This window comes from Puia sp. P3, assembly GCF_050632245.1.
Lineage (GTDB): Bacteria > Bacteroidota > Bacteroidia > Chitinophagales > Chitinophagaceae > Puia.
This window is the reverse complement of record NZ_CP192583.1, coordinates 4,498,956-4,514,826: the sequence shown is the minus strand read 5'-3', so window position 1 is coordinate 4,514,826 and position 15,871 is coordinate 4,498,956. Positions and strand designations below refer to the sequence as shown.

The 15,871-nt window shown below is 53.6% G+C and carries 17 protein-coding genes and 1 pseudogene; 16 read left to right on the top strand and 2 right to left on the bottom strand.

Features of this window, described 5'->3' with window-relative positions; translation table 11 throughout:
* The first annotated feature begins 49 nt into the window (after positions 1–49).
* The 11 genes from ACQ86N_RS28215 to ACQ86N_RS28165 all read left to right on the top strand — a co-directional run bounded on the left by ACQ86N_RS28215 (position 50) and on the right by ACQ86N_RS28165 (position 10,626).
* Positions 50–505, top strand: coding sequence for a carboxypeptidase-like regulatory domain-containing protein (locus ACQ86N_RS28215; RefSeq protein WP_431209966.1), 456 nt, complete (start codon positions 50–52; stop codon positions 503–505).
* Positions 481–1,551 carry a TonB-dependent receptor plug domain-containing protein gene (locus tag ACQ86N_RS28210; protein WP_431209965.1) on the top strand — a complete coding sequence of 357 codons (1,071 nt, stop codon included), beginning with the start codon at positions 481–483 and terminating at the stop codon, positions 1,549–1,551. Before ACQ86N_RS28215 ends, ACQ86N_RS28210 begins: the two co-directional genes overlap by 25 nt.
* Positions 1,552–1,672: 121 nt before the next feature.
* On the top strand, positions 1,673–1,954 hold the full coding sequence (locus ACQ86N_RS28205) for a hypothetical protein (protein WP_431209964.1): 282 nt from the start codon (positions 1,673–1,675) through the stop codon (positions 1,952–1,954).
* A 17-nt stretch (positions 1,955–1,971) separates the two neighbouring features.
* Positions 1,972–3,153 (top strand): hypothetical protein, encoded by a 1,182-nt coding sequence (locus ACQ86N_RS28200; protein WP_431209963.1) that lies wholly within the window; start codon positions 1,972–1,974, stop codon positions 3,151–3,153.
* Between the two features lie 10 nt (positions 3,154–3,163).
* The gene (locus tag ACQ86N_RS28195) at positions 3,164–3,727 is read left to right on the top strand and encodes a hypothetical protein (protein ID WP_431209962.1); all 564 of its coding nucleotides are present in this window, start codon (positions 3,164–3,166) and stop codon (positions 3,725–3,727) included.
* Entirely contained in the window at positions 3,672–4,982 is a 1,311-nt protein-coding gene (locus ACQ86N_RS28190; RefSeq protein WP_431209961.1) for a RagB/SusD family nutrient uptake outer membrane protein, read from the top strand. The genes ACQ86N_RS28195 and ACQ86N_RS28190 overlap by 56 nt, the downstream gene beginning before the upstream one ends.
* Before the next feature lie 18 nt (positions 4,983–5,000).
* The gene (locus tag ACQ86N_RS28185) at positions 5,001–5,315 is read left to right on the top strand and encodes a hypothetical protein (RefSeq protein WP_431209960.1); all 315 of its coding nucleotides are present in this window, start codon (positions 5,001–5,003) and stop codon (positions 5,313–5,315) included.
* Positions 5,264–6,055, top strand: a complete 792-nt coding sequence (locus tag ACQ86N_RS28180; RefSeq protein WP_431209959.1) for a TonB-dependent receptor plug domain-containing protein — start codon at positions 5,264–5,266, stop codon at positions 6,053–6,055. The genes ACQ86N_RS28185 and ACQ86N_RS28180 overlap by 52 nt, the downstream gene beginning before the upstream one ends.
* A 125-nt stretch (positions 6,056–6,180) precedes the next feature.
* Positions 6,181–7,800 (top strand): hypothetical protein, encoded by a 1,620-nt coding sequence (locus tag ACQ86N_RS28175; RefSeq protein WP_431209958.1) that lies wholly within the window; start codon positions 6,181–6,183, stop codon positions 7,798–7,800.
* Between the two features lie 26 nt (positions 7,801–7,826).
* Complete coding sequence (locus tag ACQ86N_RS28170) at positions 7,827–9,581, top strand: RagB/SusD family nutrient uptake outer membrane protein (RefSeq protein ID WP_431209957.1); 1,755 nt, start codon at positions 7,827–7,829, stop codon at positions 9,579–9,581.
* A 28-nt stretch (positions 9,582–9,609) separates the two neighbouring features.
* Entirely contained in the window at positions 9,610–10,626 is a 1,017-nt protein-coding gene (locus ACQ86N_RS28165; protein ID WP_431209956.1) for a DUF5627 domain-containing protein, read from the top strand.
* 121 nt (positions 10,627–10,747) lie between these two features.
* Here ACQ86N_RS28165 and ACQ86N_RS28160 read toward each other — a convergent pair whose 3' ends face one another.
* Together ACQ86N_RS28160 and ACQ86N_RS28155 are read right to left on the bottom strand one after the other, a co-directional pair.
* Positions 10,748–10,951 (bottom strand): helix-turn-helix domain-containing protein, encoded by a 204-nt coding sequence (locus ACQ86N_RS28160; protein WP_431209955.1) that lies wholly within the window; start codon positions 10,949–10,951, stop codon positions 10,748–10,750.
* 5 nt (positions 10,952–10,956) lie between these two features.
* Entirely contained in the window at positions 10,957–11,571 is a 615-nt protein-coding gene (locus tag ACQ86N_RS28155) for a hypothetical protein (protein ID WP_431209954.1), read from the bottom strand.
* 145 nt (positions 11,572–11,716) lie between these two features.
* Between ACQ86N_RS28155 and ACQ86N_RS28150 the strand changes: the two genes are divergently transcribed.
* The 5 genes and pseudogenes from ACQ86N_RS28150 (at position 11,717) to ACQ86N_RS28130 (ending at position 15,836) form a co-directional block, all read left to right on the top strand.
* A complete protein-coding gene (locus ACQ86N_RS28150; protein ID WP_431209953.1) occupies positions 11,717–12,610 on the top strand; it encodes a ligand-binding sensor domain-containing protein in 894 nt (297 codons plus the stop codon).
* Positions 12,540–13,307: pseudogene (locus ACQ86N_RS28145) on the top strand (ligand-binding sensor domain-containing protein); the annotation flags it as partial. The gene ACQ86N_RS28150 and the pseudogene ACQ86N_RS28145, both read left to right, overlap by 71 nt.
* A 215-nt stretch (positions 13,308–13,522) precedes the next feature.
* Complete coding sequence (locus ACQ86N_RS28140) at positions 13,523–14,194, top strand: triple tyrosine motif-containing protein (RefSeq protein ID WP_431217628.1); 672 nt, start codon at positions 13,523–13,525, stop codon at positions 14,192–14,194.
* 14 nt (positions 14,195–14,208) lie between these two features.
* Positions 14,209–15,189, top strand: coding sequence for an ATP-binding protein (locus ACQ86N_RS28135; protein ID WP_431209952.1), 981 nt, complete (start codon positions 14,209–14,211; stop codon positions 15,187–15,189).
* Entirely contained in the window at positions 15,156–15,836 is a 681-nt protein-coding gene (locus ACQ86N_RS28130) for a helix-turn-helix domain-containing protein (protein ID WP_431209951.1), read from the top strand. Before ACQ86N_RS28135 ends, ACQ86N_RS28130 begins: the two co-directional genes overlap by 34 nt.
* Positions 15,837–15,871 lie beyond the last annotated feature (35 nt).

Here is a 15,871-nt window from a genome sequence, read left to right as displayed (position 1 = left end):
ATTATTTTTCTGTCCTACACTCCATTATTCAAGTAATTAAAAAATTAATATGAGCAGTGCTTTAAGGCACCTACATAGTTGTCTTGCCGGGATCATCGTGCTTTCAGCTGTCCTGGCAGGCTACGGCGCTTTTGCCCAGGCGCCGCATACGGTGCGGGGAATTGTGTTCGATTCGCAGAAAAACCCGGTTGAGGGGGCGTCGGTCATGGTGAAGGCGACGACGACCGCGACGCGGACGGATGGGACCGGGCGGTTCTCCATTCTGGTGCCGGCGGACAAACATATTCTTGTCATCAGCCATATTGGAAAGGCTATTCAGGAGGTCAGTGTTCATAAGGACGGGTATATATCCGTCTCGATGAAAGACAGTACCGCTACGCTGGATGATGTGGTCATTGTAGGATATGGCCGGCAGAAGAAGGAGAGTGTTGTGGGTGCAATAGCGCAGGTGAAGGGTGACGTGCTGGAAAAACGGGTGGCGTGTCGAGTCTGGGTGCTGCTCTGACGGGGAATTTGCCGGGAGTTATTACGGTAGCGACACAGGGTACGCCCGGCGCGGAGGACCCGAAAATCTACATCCGGGGCCAGAGTACATGGAATAACAGCGATCCGTTGGTTCTGGTGGATGGTATCGAGCGACCGATGAGCAGCGTGGATATCGGTTCGGTGGAGAATATCTCGGTATTGAAAGACGCCTCTGCTACGGCGGTGTTCGGTGTAAAGGGTGCGAACGGCGTCATCCTGATCACTACCAAACGGGGTAAAGAGGGGAAGGCCGATATCCGGCTGACGGCCAATTCGACGATGAAGCTGCCTTCAAAGCTGGAGAGCAAGTACGATTCCTATGATGCGCTGCGGGTAAGGGATATGGCTATCGAGAACGAGCTGGGGGTATCGCCGTCGTCATGGGGCAAATATGTTCCTTTTGCCGAACTGGAAAAGTATCGTCATCCCGCCAATCAGGCGGAGGCCGAGAGGTATCCCAATGTCGACTGGCAGGACCAGATAGTGAAGAAATTCACGATGTCGTACAATGCCAATCTGAATATTTCCGGAGGCAATAAGTTCGTCAAGTATTTTTCTTCGGTGGATTTTTTACATGAGGGAGATATCATCAAGAAGATCGATAACAACAAGTCCTATAAGCCGGGATATGGATTTGACCGGATCAATGCCGGGACGAATCTGGATTTTACCCTTACCAAATCGACTACCCTTACGACTAACCTTTCGGGCTCATACGGTGTGAAGCAGGATGCGTGGGGTCAGGACAGCTGGGAATACAGGATCTGGCAGAGCATTTATAGCAATGCGCCCGATATTTATTATCCGCGTTATGACGATGGGGGGTGGGGATATTTCCCGGCCGAGCAGGTATCCACGATCAACTCTGCCGCGACGATGGGTAATAACGGGGTCCGGAAGACGACTACGACGAGAATCAACACGGATTTTACGCTTAGGCAGGACCTCGGCGCTATTCTCAAAGGACTGGCGGCAAAGGCCACGCTGTCTTTCGACAATGCCTTTGTAACGCAGGGGGATCTATGACAACGGGAACATCCAGCAGGAGTATATCGATCCTGTTACGGGGGATACGACCTACAGTCAATACCTGGGGACGAACCAGTTCAACTGGATACCCTACAGGTGGACGCCTACGCCGGATACGGTGCAGAACGGATCGACCTATCGCAAGATGTTCTACCAGGTGCAGGTGGACTATGCGAGGAAGTTCGGCAAGCACGATCTGACTGCGATGGGGCTGTTCAGCCGGGACCGGTATGCGACGGGCAGTGAGTTCGAGCATTTCCGGGAGGACTGGGTGAGCAGGGTTACCTATAATTATGATCAGCGATATTTCGCCGAGTTCAACGGCGCGTATAATGGTTCGGAGAAGTTCGGGCCCAACTACCGGTTTGCCTTTTTCCATCGGCCGCTGCGGGCTGGCTGATCAGCAATGAGAATTTCATGAAGGATGTGACTTTTGTGAATGTGCTGAAGCTGCGGGGTTCCTATGGAAAGGTAGGTAATGACAATATCACGAACCGGTGGCTGTATATGACGACCTGGACGTACGGCGGGAACACTCCGCTGGGCGCTTCTTCGGGACAGAACAGTCCGTATACGTGGTGGTCGGAAGCGCATACCAATGTGGGTAATCCGGATATTCACTGGGAGACCGTGACCAAGAAGGACCTGGGGCTCGACTTTACGTTGCTGAATGGGTTGGTGTCGGGAACGGCCGACGTGTTCAGCGACTACCGGACCGATATTTTACTGAATGGAGCGAGTCGTGCGGTGCCTTCTTATTTTGGGGTGCAGCCTGCCACGGCCAATCTGGGGAAGGTGCGGAATAAGGGGTATGAGGTAGAGCTCCGTCTCAACAAGCGGGTGTCGAAGAATTTGCGTGTGTGGGCGAATGTGAACATGTCGCACTCGAAAGATAAGATCGTCGATGCGGATGATCCGCAGTTGCTAGACGATTACCTCAAGAAAGCCGGAAAGCAGATCGGTCAGGCCTATTCCTATGTGAGCAGCGGGTATTATAATACGTGGGACCAGGTATACGGGAGCACGCAGCTGAACACGTACGACAATCAGAAACTGCCGGGCAATCTGAATATGATCGACTACAATGGGGACGGTGTGGTGGATAACAAAGACGTAGTGCCGGCCGGCTATCCGGAGCGTCCGCAGAATACCTATAACGCCACGATCGGCGCGGAATGGAAAGGGTTTAGCCTTTTCGTGCAGTTCTACGGTGTCAGCAACGCGAACAGGTATCTGCAACTGGTCAGTTTTGGCGGCCAGTATCATTACGACAACGTTTACAAGCAGGGGGCATACTGGTCTCCGCAGAATACGAACGCCGCGGTGCCGGTACCGCGTTATGCGAGTGTGATGCCTTATTACGGCACTACTTATTTGTATGACGGCTCCTATATCCGGCTGAAGAACGCCGAGTTCGCCTACACCTTCAATGCGGCCCGAGTGCGCAGGGTCGGGATCAATGGATTAAGGGTATACCTGAACGGCGACAATCTTTTGCTGTGGACGAAGATGCCCGATGACCGTGAAGTGAGTCAGGGGGCGGCCACGGCATATCCTACTATCAGACGTGTCAACCTTGGTTGTAATATAACCTTTTAAAGTAAGCCATATGAAATTGTATGCAAATATCATCGTAGTCGGCCTGGCTGTATGTTCGATCGCGGGGCTGACCGGGTGCAAGAAATATCTTAACAGGGCTCCGGGCGCCGACGTTTCGCCTACCGATGCCTTTATCAATTTTACCAATTTTCAGGGATTTACGGAGGAGCTGTATAGCGCCGAACCGGAATATACGAGCAAGACCTGGGCCTGTGACTGGATACTGGGGGATGAGATCATTCACAAAACGGGTGTCACCTGGCTGAATGAACAGTTCGATAACGGGGACAGCTGGTCGTGGACGACGGCCGAATGGATCTCATGGCTGGACGGTCAGGGCTATGTCACGGATCCTACGACGGCCTTTGGCAAGGGATTGTGGCCGAACGCGTGGTATGGGATCCATAAGGCGAATCTGGGTCTTGCGAATATGGATAAGCTGAACGGCACGCAGGAGGAAAAAGACCTGATCAAGGGGCAGCTGCTTTTCTTCCGGGCACTGGTATCATTTCGAGCTGATGACGTACTGGGGAGGTCTTCCTTATATCGATACGGTGTTGTCGTCGTCCGGTAAGCTGACGCTGCCGCGTCTGTCGGCGCAGGCAATGGCGGACAAGATCGGTAAGGACCTCCGGGAGGCTGCGGACCTGCTGCCTGTGGATTGGGACAATACCGATGCGGGCAAGACGACGCTCGGAAAGAACCAGCTGAGGATCACGAAAGTCACGGCGCTGGGCTATCTGGGTAAAGACTATCTGTATGCGGGTAGTCCGCTGTGGAACCGCAGTTCGACGGGCAATACTACTTTCGATGCCAATTATTGTAAAAAGGCGGCGGACGCGTTTGCCGAGCTATTGCAGCTGGTCGACAGCAAACAGACGTGGGTCAGGCTGGTTGACTTCTCTCATTATAGTGATCTGTTCTATTCCAACGGGGGCAGTTTTATCCCTGGTTATCCCGAATCGATCTTCGAGAATCCGGTATACAGCTCGTGGTTCCAGGGTTGTCCCCGGGGGCCGAGTTCCATCTTCGGCGAGGAGAATGTCGGCGCCGGTTATGCGTCTCCGAATGCGCGGTTCGTGCAGAATTACGGGATGGCCAATGGTCTTCCGATCACCGATGCTGCGTCGGGATATGATCCTGCCAATCCCTGGGTTGGGCGGGATCCGAGGTTCTACCATGATATCGTCATCGACAAGGACCAGATCATCAAGGGTTCTGCGCCTGCGGACAAGGAGAAATACCGCTATGCGAATTTGTCCAACACGGGGTATAGCCGGGATAACACGTCTATCGGCCGTACCGGGTATTTGTTGCGCAAGCTGACGCCGATGACGGCGAATAATATCGACAATTACCCGAACAACTATATGCACTTGTCGTATATGCGGCTGGCGGATGTGTATCTGATGTATGCGGAAGCGGTATTGCAGGGGTATGGATCGGCGACGAGCAACGGGCCCAATTATATGACCCCGGTGGCTGCCGTGAATAAGATCCGCGAAAGGGCCGGAGCCGGGGATGTCGGTGCGGCATATGTCGGCGACAAGGATAAGTTCATGGGTGAGATCATCCGGGAGCGTGCCGTGGAGCTGGGTTTCGAGGAGGAGTTCCGGTATAACGATCTGCGTCGCTGGCTGCTGGCTTCGCAGACGCAGTACAGGGAGAAGACGGCCATCGATTTCGACCGCGATGGGTCTGGAAAGCCGATCAATATCAGGGAGCAGTTGCTCATAACGAGGAAGTTCGACGACAAGAATTACTGGCTGCCGCTGAAGGTGAGCGATGTGAACTTGTATGTGTCGTTTCCGCAAAATCCAGGTTATTAAACTTGCAAAATGAGAAAAATGAAGAGCAATATATTGTTGTTAAAATTATTTTTTCTGGGGTCGGGGCTTATGGCTGTGCTGATAACGGCCGCGCAGACCCTGCCTTACAGAGGCGCCACGAATTTGGGCGCGGATTCCGTCGTACATCTGGCGTACCGGGAGGCCAGATTGAAAGATCTGCCGGGGGGCGTGTCCGTGCTGAACCCGCCGCAATATTTGGACAGGAATTATGGTACGAATGCGCTGGAGGGGATCGATGCGCTGGTTGCAGGTAATAATTTGTGGAATGTCGGAGGGGGCTGGTGCTGGTGGACGGAGAGCCGCGTTCGCTGAACGATGTGACGACGAATGAGATCGAGCAGATCAGTTTTCTTAAGGGCGCCAATGCGGTTGTGTTGTATGGCGCGCGTGCGGCGAACGGGGTGATCCTGATCACTACCAAGCGGGGAAGGGCAGGCGTCCATGGGAGCAGTGTGCGTGTCAATTCCGGTATCAGTGTGCCCAAGTCGTATCCGTCGTACCTGAATGCGGCCGATTATATGTCCTGGTATAACCAGGCGAGTCTGAACGATGGGCTACCGGCTCCTTATGCGGATTCGACGATCAGGCATTTTGCGGCGCATTCGAATCCGTACCGTTATCCGGATGTCAACTATTTTTCGTCGGACTATTTGCGAAAGCTGTTCAAGACCTATTCTGCCAATGCGGAGTTTACCAGCGGAACGGAGCGGGCGCGCTTTTATGCGCTTGCCGGCTTTCAGAGCCAGAATTCCCTCCTGAATTTTGGCACGGGCAGCGGTGAGCACAGCAACCGGCTGAATCTTCGCGGCAATATCGACCTGAAGCTGAACAATTATATCAGTACGTATGTGAACGTGTCGACGGTGTTCTCGAATAACCGTCATGTGCTGGGAAGTTACTGGACGATGGCAGACAGTCTGCAGCCGCAGCGGTATTCTCCGCTGATCCCGATCGGTCTGGTTTCTCCGGGCTCGGCCGCGAAGGCGACGGCTGATGGGGGCCGCAATATCATCGGGGGAGGTATCTGCTGGGCGGAACGCAGCAGTATCTGACCAATCCCATCGCGGACGTATATGCAGCGGGATATGATAATTTCACCAGCCGTCAGTTCCAGTATACGAACGGGCTGGACGTCGATCTCCGGAATCTCTTGAGTGGTCTGACCTTTCACGGGCAGATGACCGTCGACTATTCCAATAACTACGATGAGTCGGTTAACAACGCGTATGCAGTTTATGAACCGGTGTGGGGTGGTCCGACTGGGGACTCTATAGTCAAGCTGAACAAGTATAACAAGGACAGCAAGCCGGGTACTCAAAATCTGGGCAATACTTTCAGCAGCCAGGTGATCGACTTCAGCGGGCATTTCGATTATGCCAGGAGTTATCAGGAGAAGCATAATGTTTCGGCGATGCTGGTAGTGGACGCGCTCCGCGCCCGCCAGTCGAGGGATTTTCAGTACAGGACGAATGCGAATCTGGGTTTGCAGCTGGGATATAACTATGATCACCGGTATTATGCCGATTTCAGCGGCGCGCTGGTCAATTCGACCAAACTGCCTGCCAGTACCCGTGTGGGATTTTCTCCCACGGCCAGTCTGGGCTGGGTGCTCAGCGAGGAGGACTTCCTTAAATCTGTGAGCTGGGTGGACCGGCTGAAGCCGACTGCGTCCGGCGGGATAGTGAATACCGACCTGGATTTTGGCAGCTATTATATGTACGCTGCGGTGTATTCTCCTACGGCGTATTATTCGTGGTCGGACGGCACTTTTGTCAACCAGGCGACTACGATCTCGCGCGGCGCGAACCCGAACCTGACCTATGCGAAGCGTCGTGAGGCCGAGTTAAGCATTGAAGGGTCTTTCTTTAAAAAGAAAGTCGATCTGCTGGGTACGGTGTTCTATATCAAAAAGGATGGCATGCCGGTGCAGGTGTACAGTCAGTATCCGGGATATTTCTTCACCGGGTATCCGCCGACTTCGTTCGTCCCGTACAGTAATTTCCAGGCGAACCGTTACAGCGGGTTCGACCTGCAGGTGAATTTTCATCAGGATCTGGGTCGTGTCGCCCTGAAGATAGGTGCGGCGGTGACCTATGTACGTACGCTGGCGCTGAAGCGCGACGAACTCTTTGCGGATAGTTACCGGAACAGAGCGGGTAAACCGGTGGATGCGGTGTTCGGTCTGCAGAGTCAGGGGTTGTTCGCCGATCAGAATGATATCGATAAGCATGCGGCGCAAAAGTTCGGGATCGTGCGGCCCGGGGACATCAAATACAAGGACCAGAATGGTGACGGCGTGATCGATGAGCGGGACGAGGTGAAGTTGGGTCAGATGAGCAGTCCGCTGACCGGTGGTGTCAATATCACGGCGCAGTGGAAGGGTTTTTCGCTGTTCGTGCTGAGTACGGCGTCTTTTGGGGGAACGGGCATGAAGTCGGGCAGCTATTACTGGGTAGCGGGATCGGAGAAATATTCTTCGATGGTGCGCAACAGCTGGACGGAGAATACGAAGGCCACGGCGAGGTATCCGCGGCTGACGACCTCGGGCGGCGTGAATAACTACCGGAGTTCGGATTACTGGACCTACAGCACGAATCGTGTCAACCTGAGCAAGGTGCAGCTGACCTATTCGTTTACCGGAAAATTCCTTGAGAAGTCTTTTGTGAAGGGGCTGAATATCTATGTCAGTGGCAATGATCTGCTAACGATCGCAAAGAACAGGGATCTGATGGAGCTGAATATCGGCACCGTTCCGCAGGTGAGATTTTATAACCTGGGTATCAAGGGGGATTTTTAACGTGAACCAACACAATAATGCTTAATATGAAAAGAGGTTTAATTTATATCATTGCGGCGCTGGTTGTATTTTCCGGATGCAGGAAAATATTGTCTCCTGCCGATGAGAATAACCGGGGTCTGAGTGATATCTATAATAATGCCGCGTTTGCGGAGGGGCTTGTCCTCAACGGATATGTGCGGCTGCCGCTGGGCAGTTATACGATGAATGACGTCGCGACCGATGATGCGGTTTCGAACGATCCGAATAATGGTTACCGGCAGATGGCGACTGGGAAATGGTCTTCCATCAACAATCCTGTCGACCAGTATACGGGTGGGTTTGCCGCCATTCAGTATCTGAATATCCTTTTGGCGCAGGCCAATAAGGTGGTCTGGGCGACCACGGGCCAGTACACCAATGAGATGTTCAGGGACCGTATGATGGGCGAGGCTTATGGGCTGAGGGGACTGTTCATGTATTATCTGCTGCAGGCCCATGGCGGATGGTCGCCGGACGGCAAGCTGCTGGGGGTTCCCATCCTGACCGTCGCGCAGGACGGTAGTTCGGATTTCAAGATACCGAGGAACAGTTTTGCCGATTGTATAAAGCAGATCTACCATGATCTGGATTCCGCGGCGCTGCTGCTGCCGCTGGATTTTGAGAACATTGCGCAGCCGACGGATATCCCCGCGAAATATGCGAATAAGACGACGGTGGCCGACTACAACCGGGTATTCGGTGCGTATGACCGGCAGCGGGTGACCGCGCGTATCGTAAAGGGCATTCGGGCCAAGGTGTCGCTGCTTGCTGCGAGTCCGGCTTTCGGCCAGGGTTCGGGCGTTACCTGGGATAAGGCTGCGGATGACGCCGCATCGGTGCTGGATCTTATCGGAGGGGTATCGGGTATGGCGTCCAATGGGGATTACTGGTATGCGAGCAAGAATTCAGGGGAGATCAATGCGGTGTCTTCGGGTGTCAATCCCAAAGAGATACTCTGGAGGGCTAATGTGGGCGACGGCAACAATCTGGAGAAGGATAATTATCCGCCTACGCTGTACGGCAACGGACGAGTCAACCCGACGCAGAATCTGGTGGATGCCTTTCCGATGGCCAACGGTTATCCGATCACCGACCCGTCCAGCGGGTATGATCCGACTCATCCCTATACGAACCGCGACCCCCGGCTGGCGTTGTATATCGTCACGAACAGCAGTAAGATGGGGCCGTCGGGCGCGACCATTCTGACGCAGCCCGGATCGACCAATGACGGGCTGAATGCTATCTCCACGTCGACAAGGACGGGATATTACCTGCGGAAGCTGCTGCGGGAGGATGTCAATCTCAATCCGGCGAATATTAATACGCAGCGGCACTATGTTCCCTATATCCGTTATACCGAGCTGTTCCTTGCCTATGCCGAGGCCGCCAATGAGGCCTGGGGACCTGATGGGATGGGTTCGCATGCTTATTCCGCGCGTCAGATCGTCGCGGCCCTGCGGAAGCGTGCGGGTATCGCCCAGCCGGACAATTTCCTTGCGTCGGTGAGCAGCAAGGATGACATGCGGGCGCTGATCCACAATGAAAGGCGGCTGGAGCTGTGTTTCGAAGGGTTCCGGTTCTGGGATCTGCGGAGATGGAATGCGTCCATTACCGTGCCGGCGAATGGCGTGGTGATCAGCGGTGGCGCTTATACCTTTGGTCTGGTAGAGCCGAGGCAGTATGCAGACTACATGAATTATGGTCCGCTGCCTTATAACGATGTGCTGAAGGAGAACCTTGTGCAGAATAAGGGCTGGTAGTAATTGTTTACAACGTAAAATGAAAAGAATGAAAAAATTGATGTTTGGTGCAGCGGGTATTTTGTTGTTTGGGGCGTCCTGTTCCAACAAGACGCTGAGTTTTCCCGACTATAAATACACCACGGTCTATTTCCCGTATCAGTCGCCGGTGAGGACGCTGGACCTCGGAGACGATATCGTCGATAACAGTCTGGACAATAAGCATATGTTCACTATCGAGGCCACGATGGGCGGGGTGTACGAAAACAAAAAGGATGTTACGATCGGCGTATCGGTGGACACGTCTCTTTGCAGCAATCTAAGTTTTGGCGAGACGGGGAAGAAGGCGGTACTTATGCCTGCGGGTTATTATACGTTCCCGAAGGATATGTCGGTCACTATCCCTGCGGGGAGCGTGATGGGAGGGATCAGTGTTCAGCTGACGGATGCATTTTTTGCCGACCCCAGGTCGATCACGAATACTTTTGTGATCCCGTTGCGGATGAACTCTGTAAAAAATGCCGATTCGATCCTGAGCGGCAAGGGCGATAATGCGTCGGCCGATCCCCGGGTTGCGGGCAACTGGAATGTCGTTCCGAAGAATTATACGCTTTATGCGGTGAAGTATATCAATCCGTGGCATGGCAATTATCTGAGAAGGGGTGCGGAGGCGATAAAGGATAATGCGGGTGATACGACGATCATTTATCATACTTCGTATGTCGAGACCGATCAGGTGGTCAGTACGGGCACGTTGTCGCTGACGCTGGATTCGTTGCTGCTGAACGGGAAGACGAGGGCGAATGTGGATATGCCTTTTCAGTTGCTGATGTCTTTTGACGGGAGCGGCAATTGTACTGTGAACGGGCCTGCGTCCGCGTCCTACACTGTTAGCGGCGGCGGTGCTTTTGTGAAGGGCGGTGATTCGTGGGGTGGTCAGAAAAGGGATGTTCTGCATTTGAAGTACACGGTGGATTTCGGAACGTCGAAGCATAGCTTTACGGATACGCTGGTCATGCGGGATCGTGGGATCAAGTTCGAGACGTTCACGCCGGCGGTGAACTGACCGGATTGACCGGTTTGCGGAAAAATAGTGTTGTTAGCAAGGCCGTCCTTTTGCAGGACGGCCTTGCTGTTATCGGGAGACGAGGGGTGTTACGGGAAAGCCGTAGTGTTCAGGGAGAAGATCAGGAAATTTGTTTGTTATTATATCTGTAAGCGGTTGGGGAGAGGTGGAATTGTTTGTAGAAGGCTTTTCCGAAATTGCTGCGGGAGTGAAAACCGACCATTGCGGCTACTTCGGCGATGGTGCGGTCGGTGCGGGTGATCATTTCGGCGGCTTTTTTGATGCGGGCGGTATTGATGAGCTCGAGGGGGGAGGCGGTGGACATTGCTTTTAGCTTCCGGTAAAGGTGGGGCGGCTCATGTTCATGAGCCGGGCGAGGAGGTCGATGTTAAGATCCGCATTATAGAGGTTTTCCGAGATCAGGTGATCGAGCCGGTGTGAAAAGGACGCGTCTGCGGCCGGGTCGGTGGCAGGGGTTGGGTCGGGGAGGGGCTGGGTCAGATATTCTTTGATCAGCGCCCGGTTGCGGTCGAGATTTCTGAGTTGTGCCAGCAAATGGGTCCTCGAATAGGGTTTCTCGAGGAGGGCATCTGCGCCTGCGTCGAGGCATTGGATCCGGAGCCGGATGTTGGACGCTGAAAAAAGGAGGATGACCGGAATATGCCCGAATTGTCTGGAGGCTTTTAATTGGGAGCAGAGAAGGGTCGCTTCTCCGGGGAAAGATTCGATGTCGATGATGATCGCCCCGGTCTGCTGCATTTCGAGAACCTTATAGATATGTGGGATGCTGGGGACCAGGTAGGCGGAAAAAGTGCCCTTGAGGTAGCTGGCCAGCCGTTGTTGTTCGCCTGGGTTGCGGACAGCAGCCATTATACTGGAAGCTTGCTGCGGTGGGCGGCCGGCAGACGGGGTGGGCTGGAGGCGGAGTGGCTGGATGGCAATCATTGGCGAAGCAAGTTGAGCCGGCTTCTACCGGTCGATACAAATGTATAGGGCTCAACAAATTAAAAGGGTCCATTTTGATAATATTTATAGCACAAATGTTCAGATTTGGCCTTTTTTCGAGTAATTTGGGTCACTACTTTGTCAAATGTGGCCTAAGATCGTAATAGTATACCTGCTTGTCTCGGGGGTGGGAGGGGTTGCTGTCGGACAGTCGGCACCGGTAAAATTTACGTCCCTTGGAACAAGGGACGGTCTTTCGGCCAATTCGGTCAATGCCATTCTTAAGGACCGGTATGGCTGGATGTGGTTTGCCACGAATGACGGGCTCAACCGGTTCGACGGAACCAATTTTACTGTATACAGGCATAAGGCTGGGGACAGCACCAGTCTTCGGGCGAATGAGATACTTGCCCTTTATGAAGACCGGGCGGGGAATCTTTGGGTAGGTACCAGCGGTGGTGCGCTGAGCCTTTATGACCGAAAGCGGGATGCTTTTATCAATTTTCCTTCTACAGGGGGTGCGAATGCTTTTTTGCCCAGTGCTTTAGTAAGAAGTATTTCCAGCGACAACAGCGGAAGAATTTGGATAGCGCAGTATGAGGCGCCGTATGTACTGGATCCGGAAACGGGTCATATTGAACGGCTCGATTTGTCGGGCTTTTCGGCCAGTCCGTCGGAAAAGGTCAGTCTTTATTGCGTATTTGGCGACAGCAAGCGTCGGATGTGGGTTGGTACGGACCATGGTCTTTTCCTGTATCGGGGAGATGGGCGTGGGTTCCGGCAGTTCAGGCACGTTTCGTCCGACCCCAGCAGCCTTGCCGGGGACGCTGCACAGGCTCTCGCGGAAGACAGGATGGGGAATCTCTGGGTCGGCACCGATTCGGGGCTTTGCCGGCTGCGGGACGATGGGAGCGGGTTTAACCGCTACCGGGCCGGGAGCTGGCGATGCGGTACTTGGCGGAGGGGCGATCAACGCAATTGCTGCGGACAGGGAGGGGCTTCTTTGGGTTGGCACGATGCAGGGGCTGCATGTTCTTGACCCGCGAACCGGCAGAACGACGGTATACCGTCCGGAAAAGGATAATATTCACAGCATCGGGAGCCGGGCTATCCGGTGTGTCTTCATTGATAATCAGGGGATCTACTGGTTCGGCACATTCCGGACCGGGGTCAGCAAGTACGATAAGAACTTAAATCTTTTTAACGCCAAGTTGGGCGATGCTTTCCGGGAGTACGGTACCGAGACCACCGTTGTCAACTCATTTGAGGAGCGCCCGGATGGGAACCTTTGGTTGGGTACGGATGGGGGAGGCCTTTATAGCTACGACCGGAAGGCCGACCGGCTAACGCGGGTGCCGGTGGTCATCAATGGAAAACCAACCAGCCAGCTCGCTGTGCTGGCGTTGAAAAAGGCGGCAGACAATAAATTATATATCGGCACCTGGGGGAATGGTCTGGTCGTGGAGGATCTGGCAACGGGGAAGACCCGGCAGGTGTTGAAAGGTGATGGTTCGGGTGGTCTGAGCGCCAATGATATCTTTTGTCTGTCGGAGGACGGGGAGGGAAGGATCTGGGCGGGGACAAATGGGTCGGGTATCAATATTTTAAAGGGTGGAAAGGTCGTGGCCCGTCTGGTTCCCAATCCTGTGGCCGCGGGTGATGTGCGACTGCCAATCAACGGGTTTATCCGGGCGATGGCAGAAGATGCGGACAGGAGGATGTGGATAGGTACGCATGGCGGGGGATTGCGGTTTATGAAAAAGAGGGGAATCGTTTTAAGATATACGATCAGGATGACGGCGCGTTGCCAAGCAATAAGGTGCAGTCGATGTTACTGGACAGCAGGGGGCGTTTATGGATCGGCACCTATGGAGGGGGGCTGGTACGGTATGACAAGGCAAAGGACAGATGTATCGTCTATGACGAAAAGGATGGTCTTCAGAATACGAATGTGTATCAGATCGTTGAGGACAAGGCTGGACTTATCTGGGTGACGACGAATACCGGCGTCAGCAGTCTGGACCCTGCGACGGGTGTTTTTCGCAATTTTACTCCGTCCAACGGGCTGCAGAATAACAATTTTGTCCATCAGTCGGGTATACGTACATCGGACGGGGAGCTCTTTTTCGGTGGCCAGCAGGGCTTCAATTATTTTTATCCCGCGGGTCTTACGACCAACAGGAATGTGCCGCCCGTGGTACTGACCGATCTGAAGGTGGCTAACCGGTCGGTGGTCCCGGGAAAAGGTGCGCCTATTACCGAACAAATTTCGACGGCCCGCGATATCCATTTGAACTTCGGGCAGAATTTCGCGCTGAGTTATGGAGCGCTGGACTATACACTTCCGAAAGAGAACCGCTATGCCTATAAGCTGGAAGGTTTTGACAGGGACTGGAACTATGTCGGGACACAGAATACGGCATACTATACCAATCTGGACCCGGGCGAATATGTCTTCCGGGTGAAAGCCAGCAATAATGATGGCGTGTGGAGTACGACCGACAGCCAGGTCCGGATATTTGTAAGGCCGCCTGTCTGGAGAACGGTGTATGCATATATTTTGTATGTTTTGGCTGCCGGAGGGTTGTTGTTCTATAGCCGGCGACGGGGCTCGCCAGGGTAAGGCGGAAATTTGCGTTGGAGCAGGAGAAGCAGGAAGCGCTGAGGGTGCAGGAGCTGGACAAGCTGAAGCTGAAGTTCCTTACGAATTTGAGTCATGAGTTCAGGACGCCGATATCCCTGATCATGGGGCCGGTCGATCAGTTGCTGAGCGGTCAGAAAGATGGGAATTCGAACGACAAGCTGCAGCTGATCAGGAGAAATAGCAGGAGGCTGTTGAATCTGGTGAATCAGTTGCTGGACTTCCGGAAGATGGAGGAGCACGAGTTGAAGCTGCAGGTTTCCGCAGGGGAGTTTGTCGGGTTTTTCAGGGAGATCTGTCAGTCGTTTGGCGATCTTTCGGAACGGAAAAGTATTCGCCTGAAAGTGGAAACAACAATTGACCGGCTTTTTGTGAAGTTTGATAAAGATAAGGTGGAGCGAATACTTTTTAATTTACTGTCGAATGCGTTCAAATTCACGCCGGAGGGTGGAACGATAAGCGTGGTTCTCGACAGGGTGGAGGATGGAGAATGGATAGAAATCAGGGTGGGGGATACGGGTATCGGTATTCCCGCAGACAAGAAAGAGCTGATCTTTCAACGATTTTTTCAAAATGCAACGCCGGGTTCTATCGTCAATGCGGGTACGGGCATTGGGCTTTCCATCACCAGAGAGTTTGTGATGCTTCATGGGGGTATGATCTCGGTAGAAAGCGAAATTGATAAGGGGAGTGTGTTTACGGTTCGGCTGCCGCTGGCGCCTGCCGGTGGAGAGGAGGGGACGCCGGTGGTGGAGGGGCCGCTGGCGGCGGAGCGTTCGGGTATATCCGGGGAAGAGGCGGCAGTGGAAGGCCTTCCAAAGAAGGGCGCGTTGGGGAAGGCGACGGTATTGCTGGTGGAGGACAATGAGGATTTCAGGTTTTATCTGAAGGACAACCTGAAGGCTAGTTATACGGTGATCGAAGCGGCGAATGGGAATGAGGGGTGGAAAAAGCTCTGGCCAGTCACCCCAACCTGATCGTGAGCGATGTGAGCATGCCCTATATGGATGGTATCACCTTTACCCGGCGGCTAAAGGCGGACAAGCGGACGGCGCATATTCCGGTGATCCTGCTGACGGCGCTGACGGAGCAGGGGCAACAGCTGGCGGGATTGGAAACTGGTGCAATCGACTATATCACCAAGCCTTTTGATTTCGAACTGTTACTGGCGAAGATCCGGAATTTGCTGGGTCTGAGCCAGACGATGAGAACGACGTATACGAAACAGATCAGTGTCAGCCCGGCCTCCGGTGGAGAAACCGGGACGGAATCCCCGGATGAGAAGCTGATGCGGGACGCGGTGGCCTGTATCGAGGCCAATCTGGATAATCCGGAGCTGTCTGTCGAGTTCCTGAGCAAGCAACTGGTGATGAGCAGGACAACGCTGTATAGTAAAATGCTTGAACTGACGGGAGAAACCCCTGTGGAGTATATTCGCGGTGTCAAGTTGGAGAAGGCAAGCGTCCTGTTGCGGCAGAAAGACCTGACGATTTCCGAGATCGCTTATAAAGTAGGTTTTTCCAGCCCCAATTATTTTGCCCGTGCTTTCAAAGCAAAATACAAGATGCTTCCCTCGGAATACGCGCAACAATACCGTAAACAAGGGCAAAATGATGGTAACTAATCCTTTTAATAATTAACCCGTCCAGCGACCGTCGT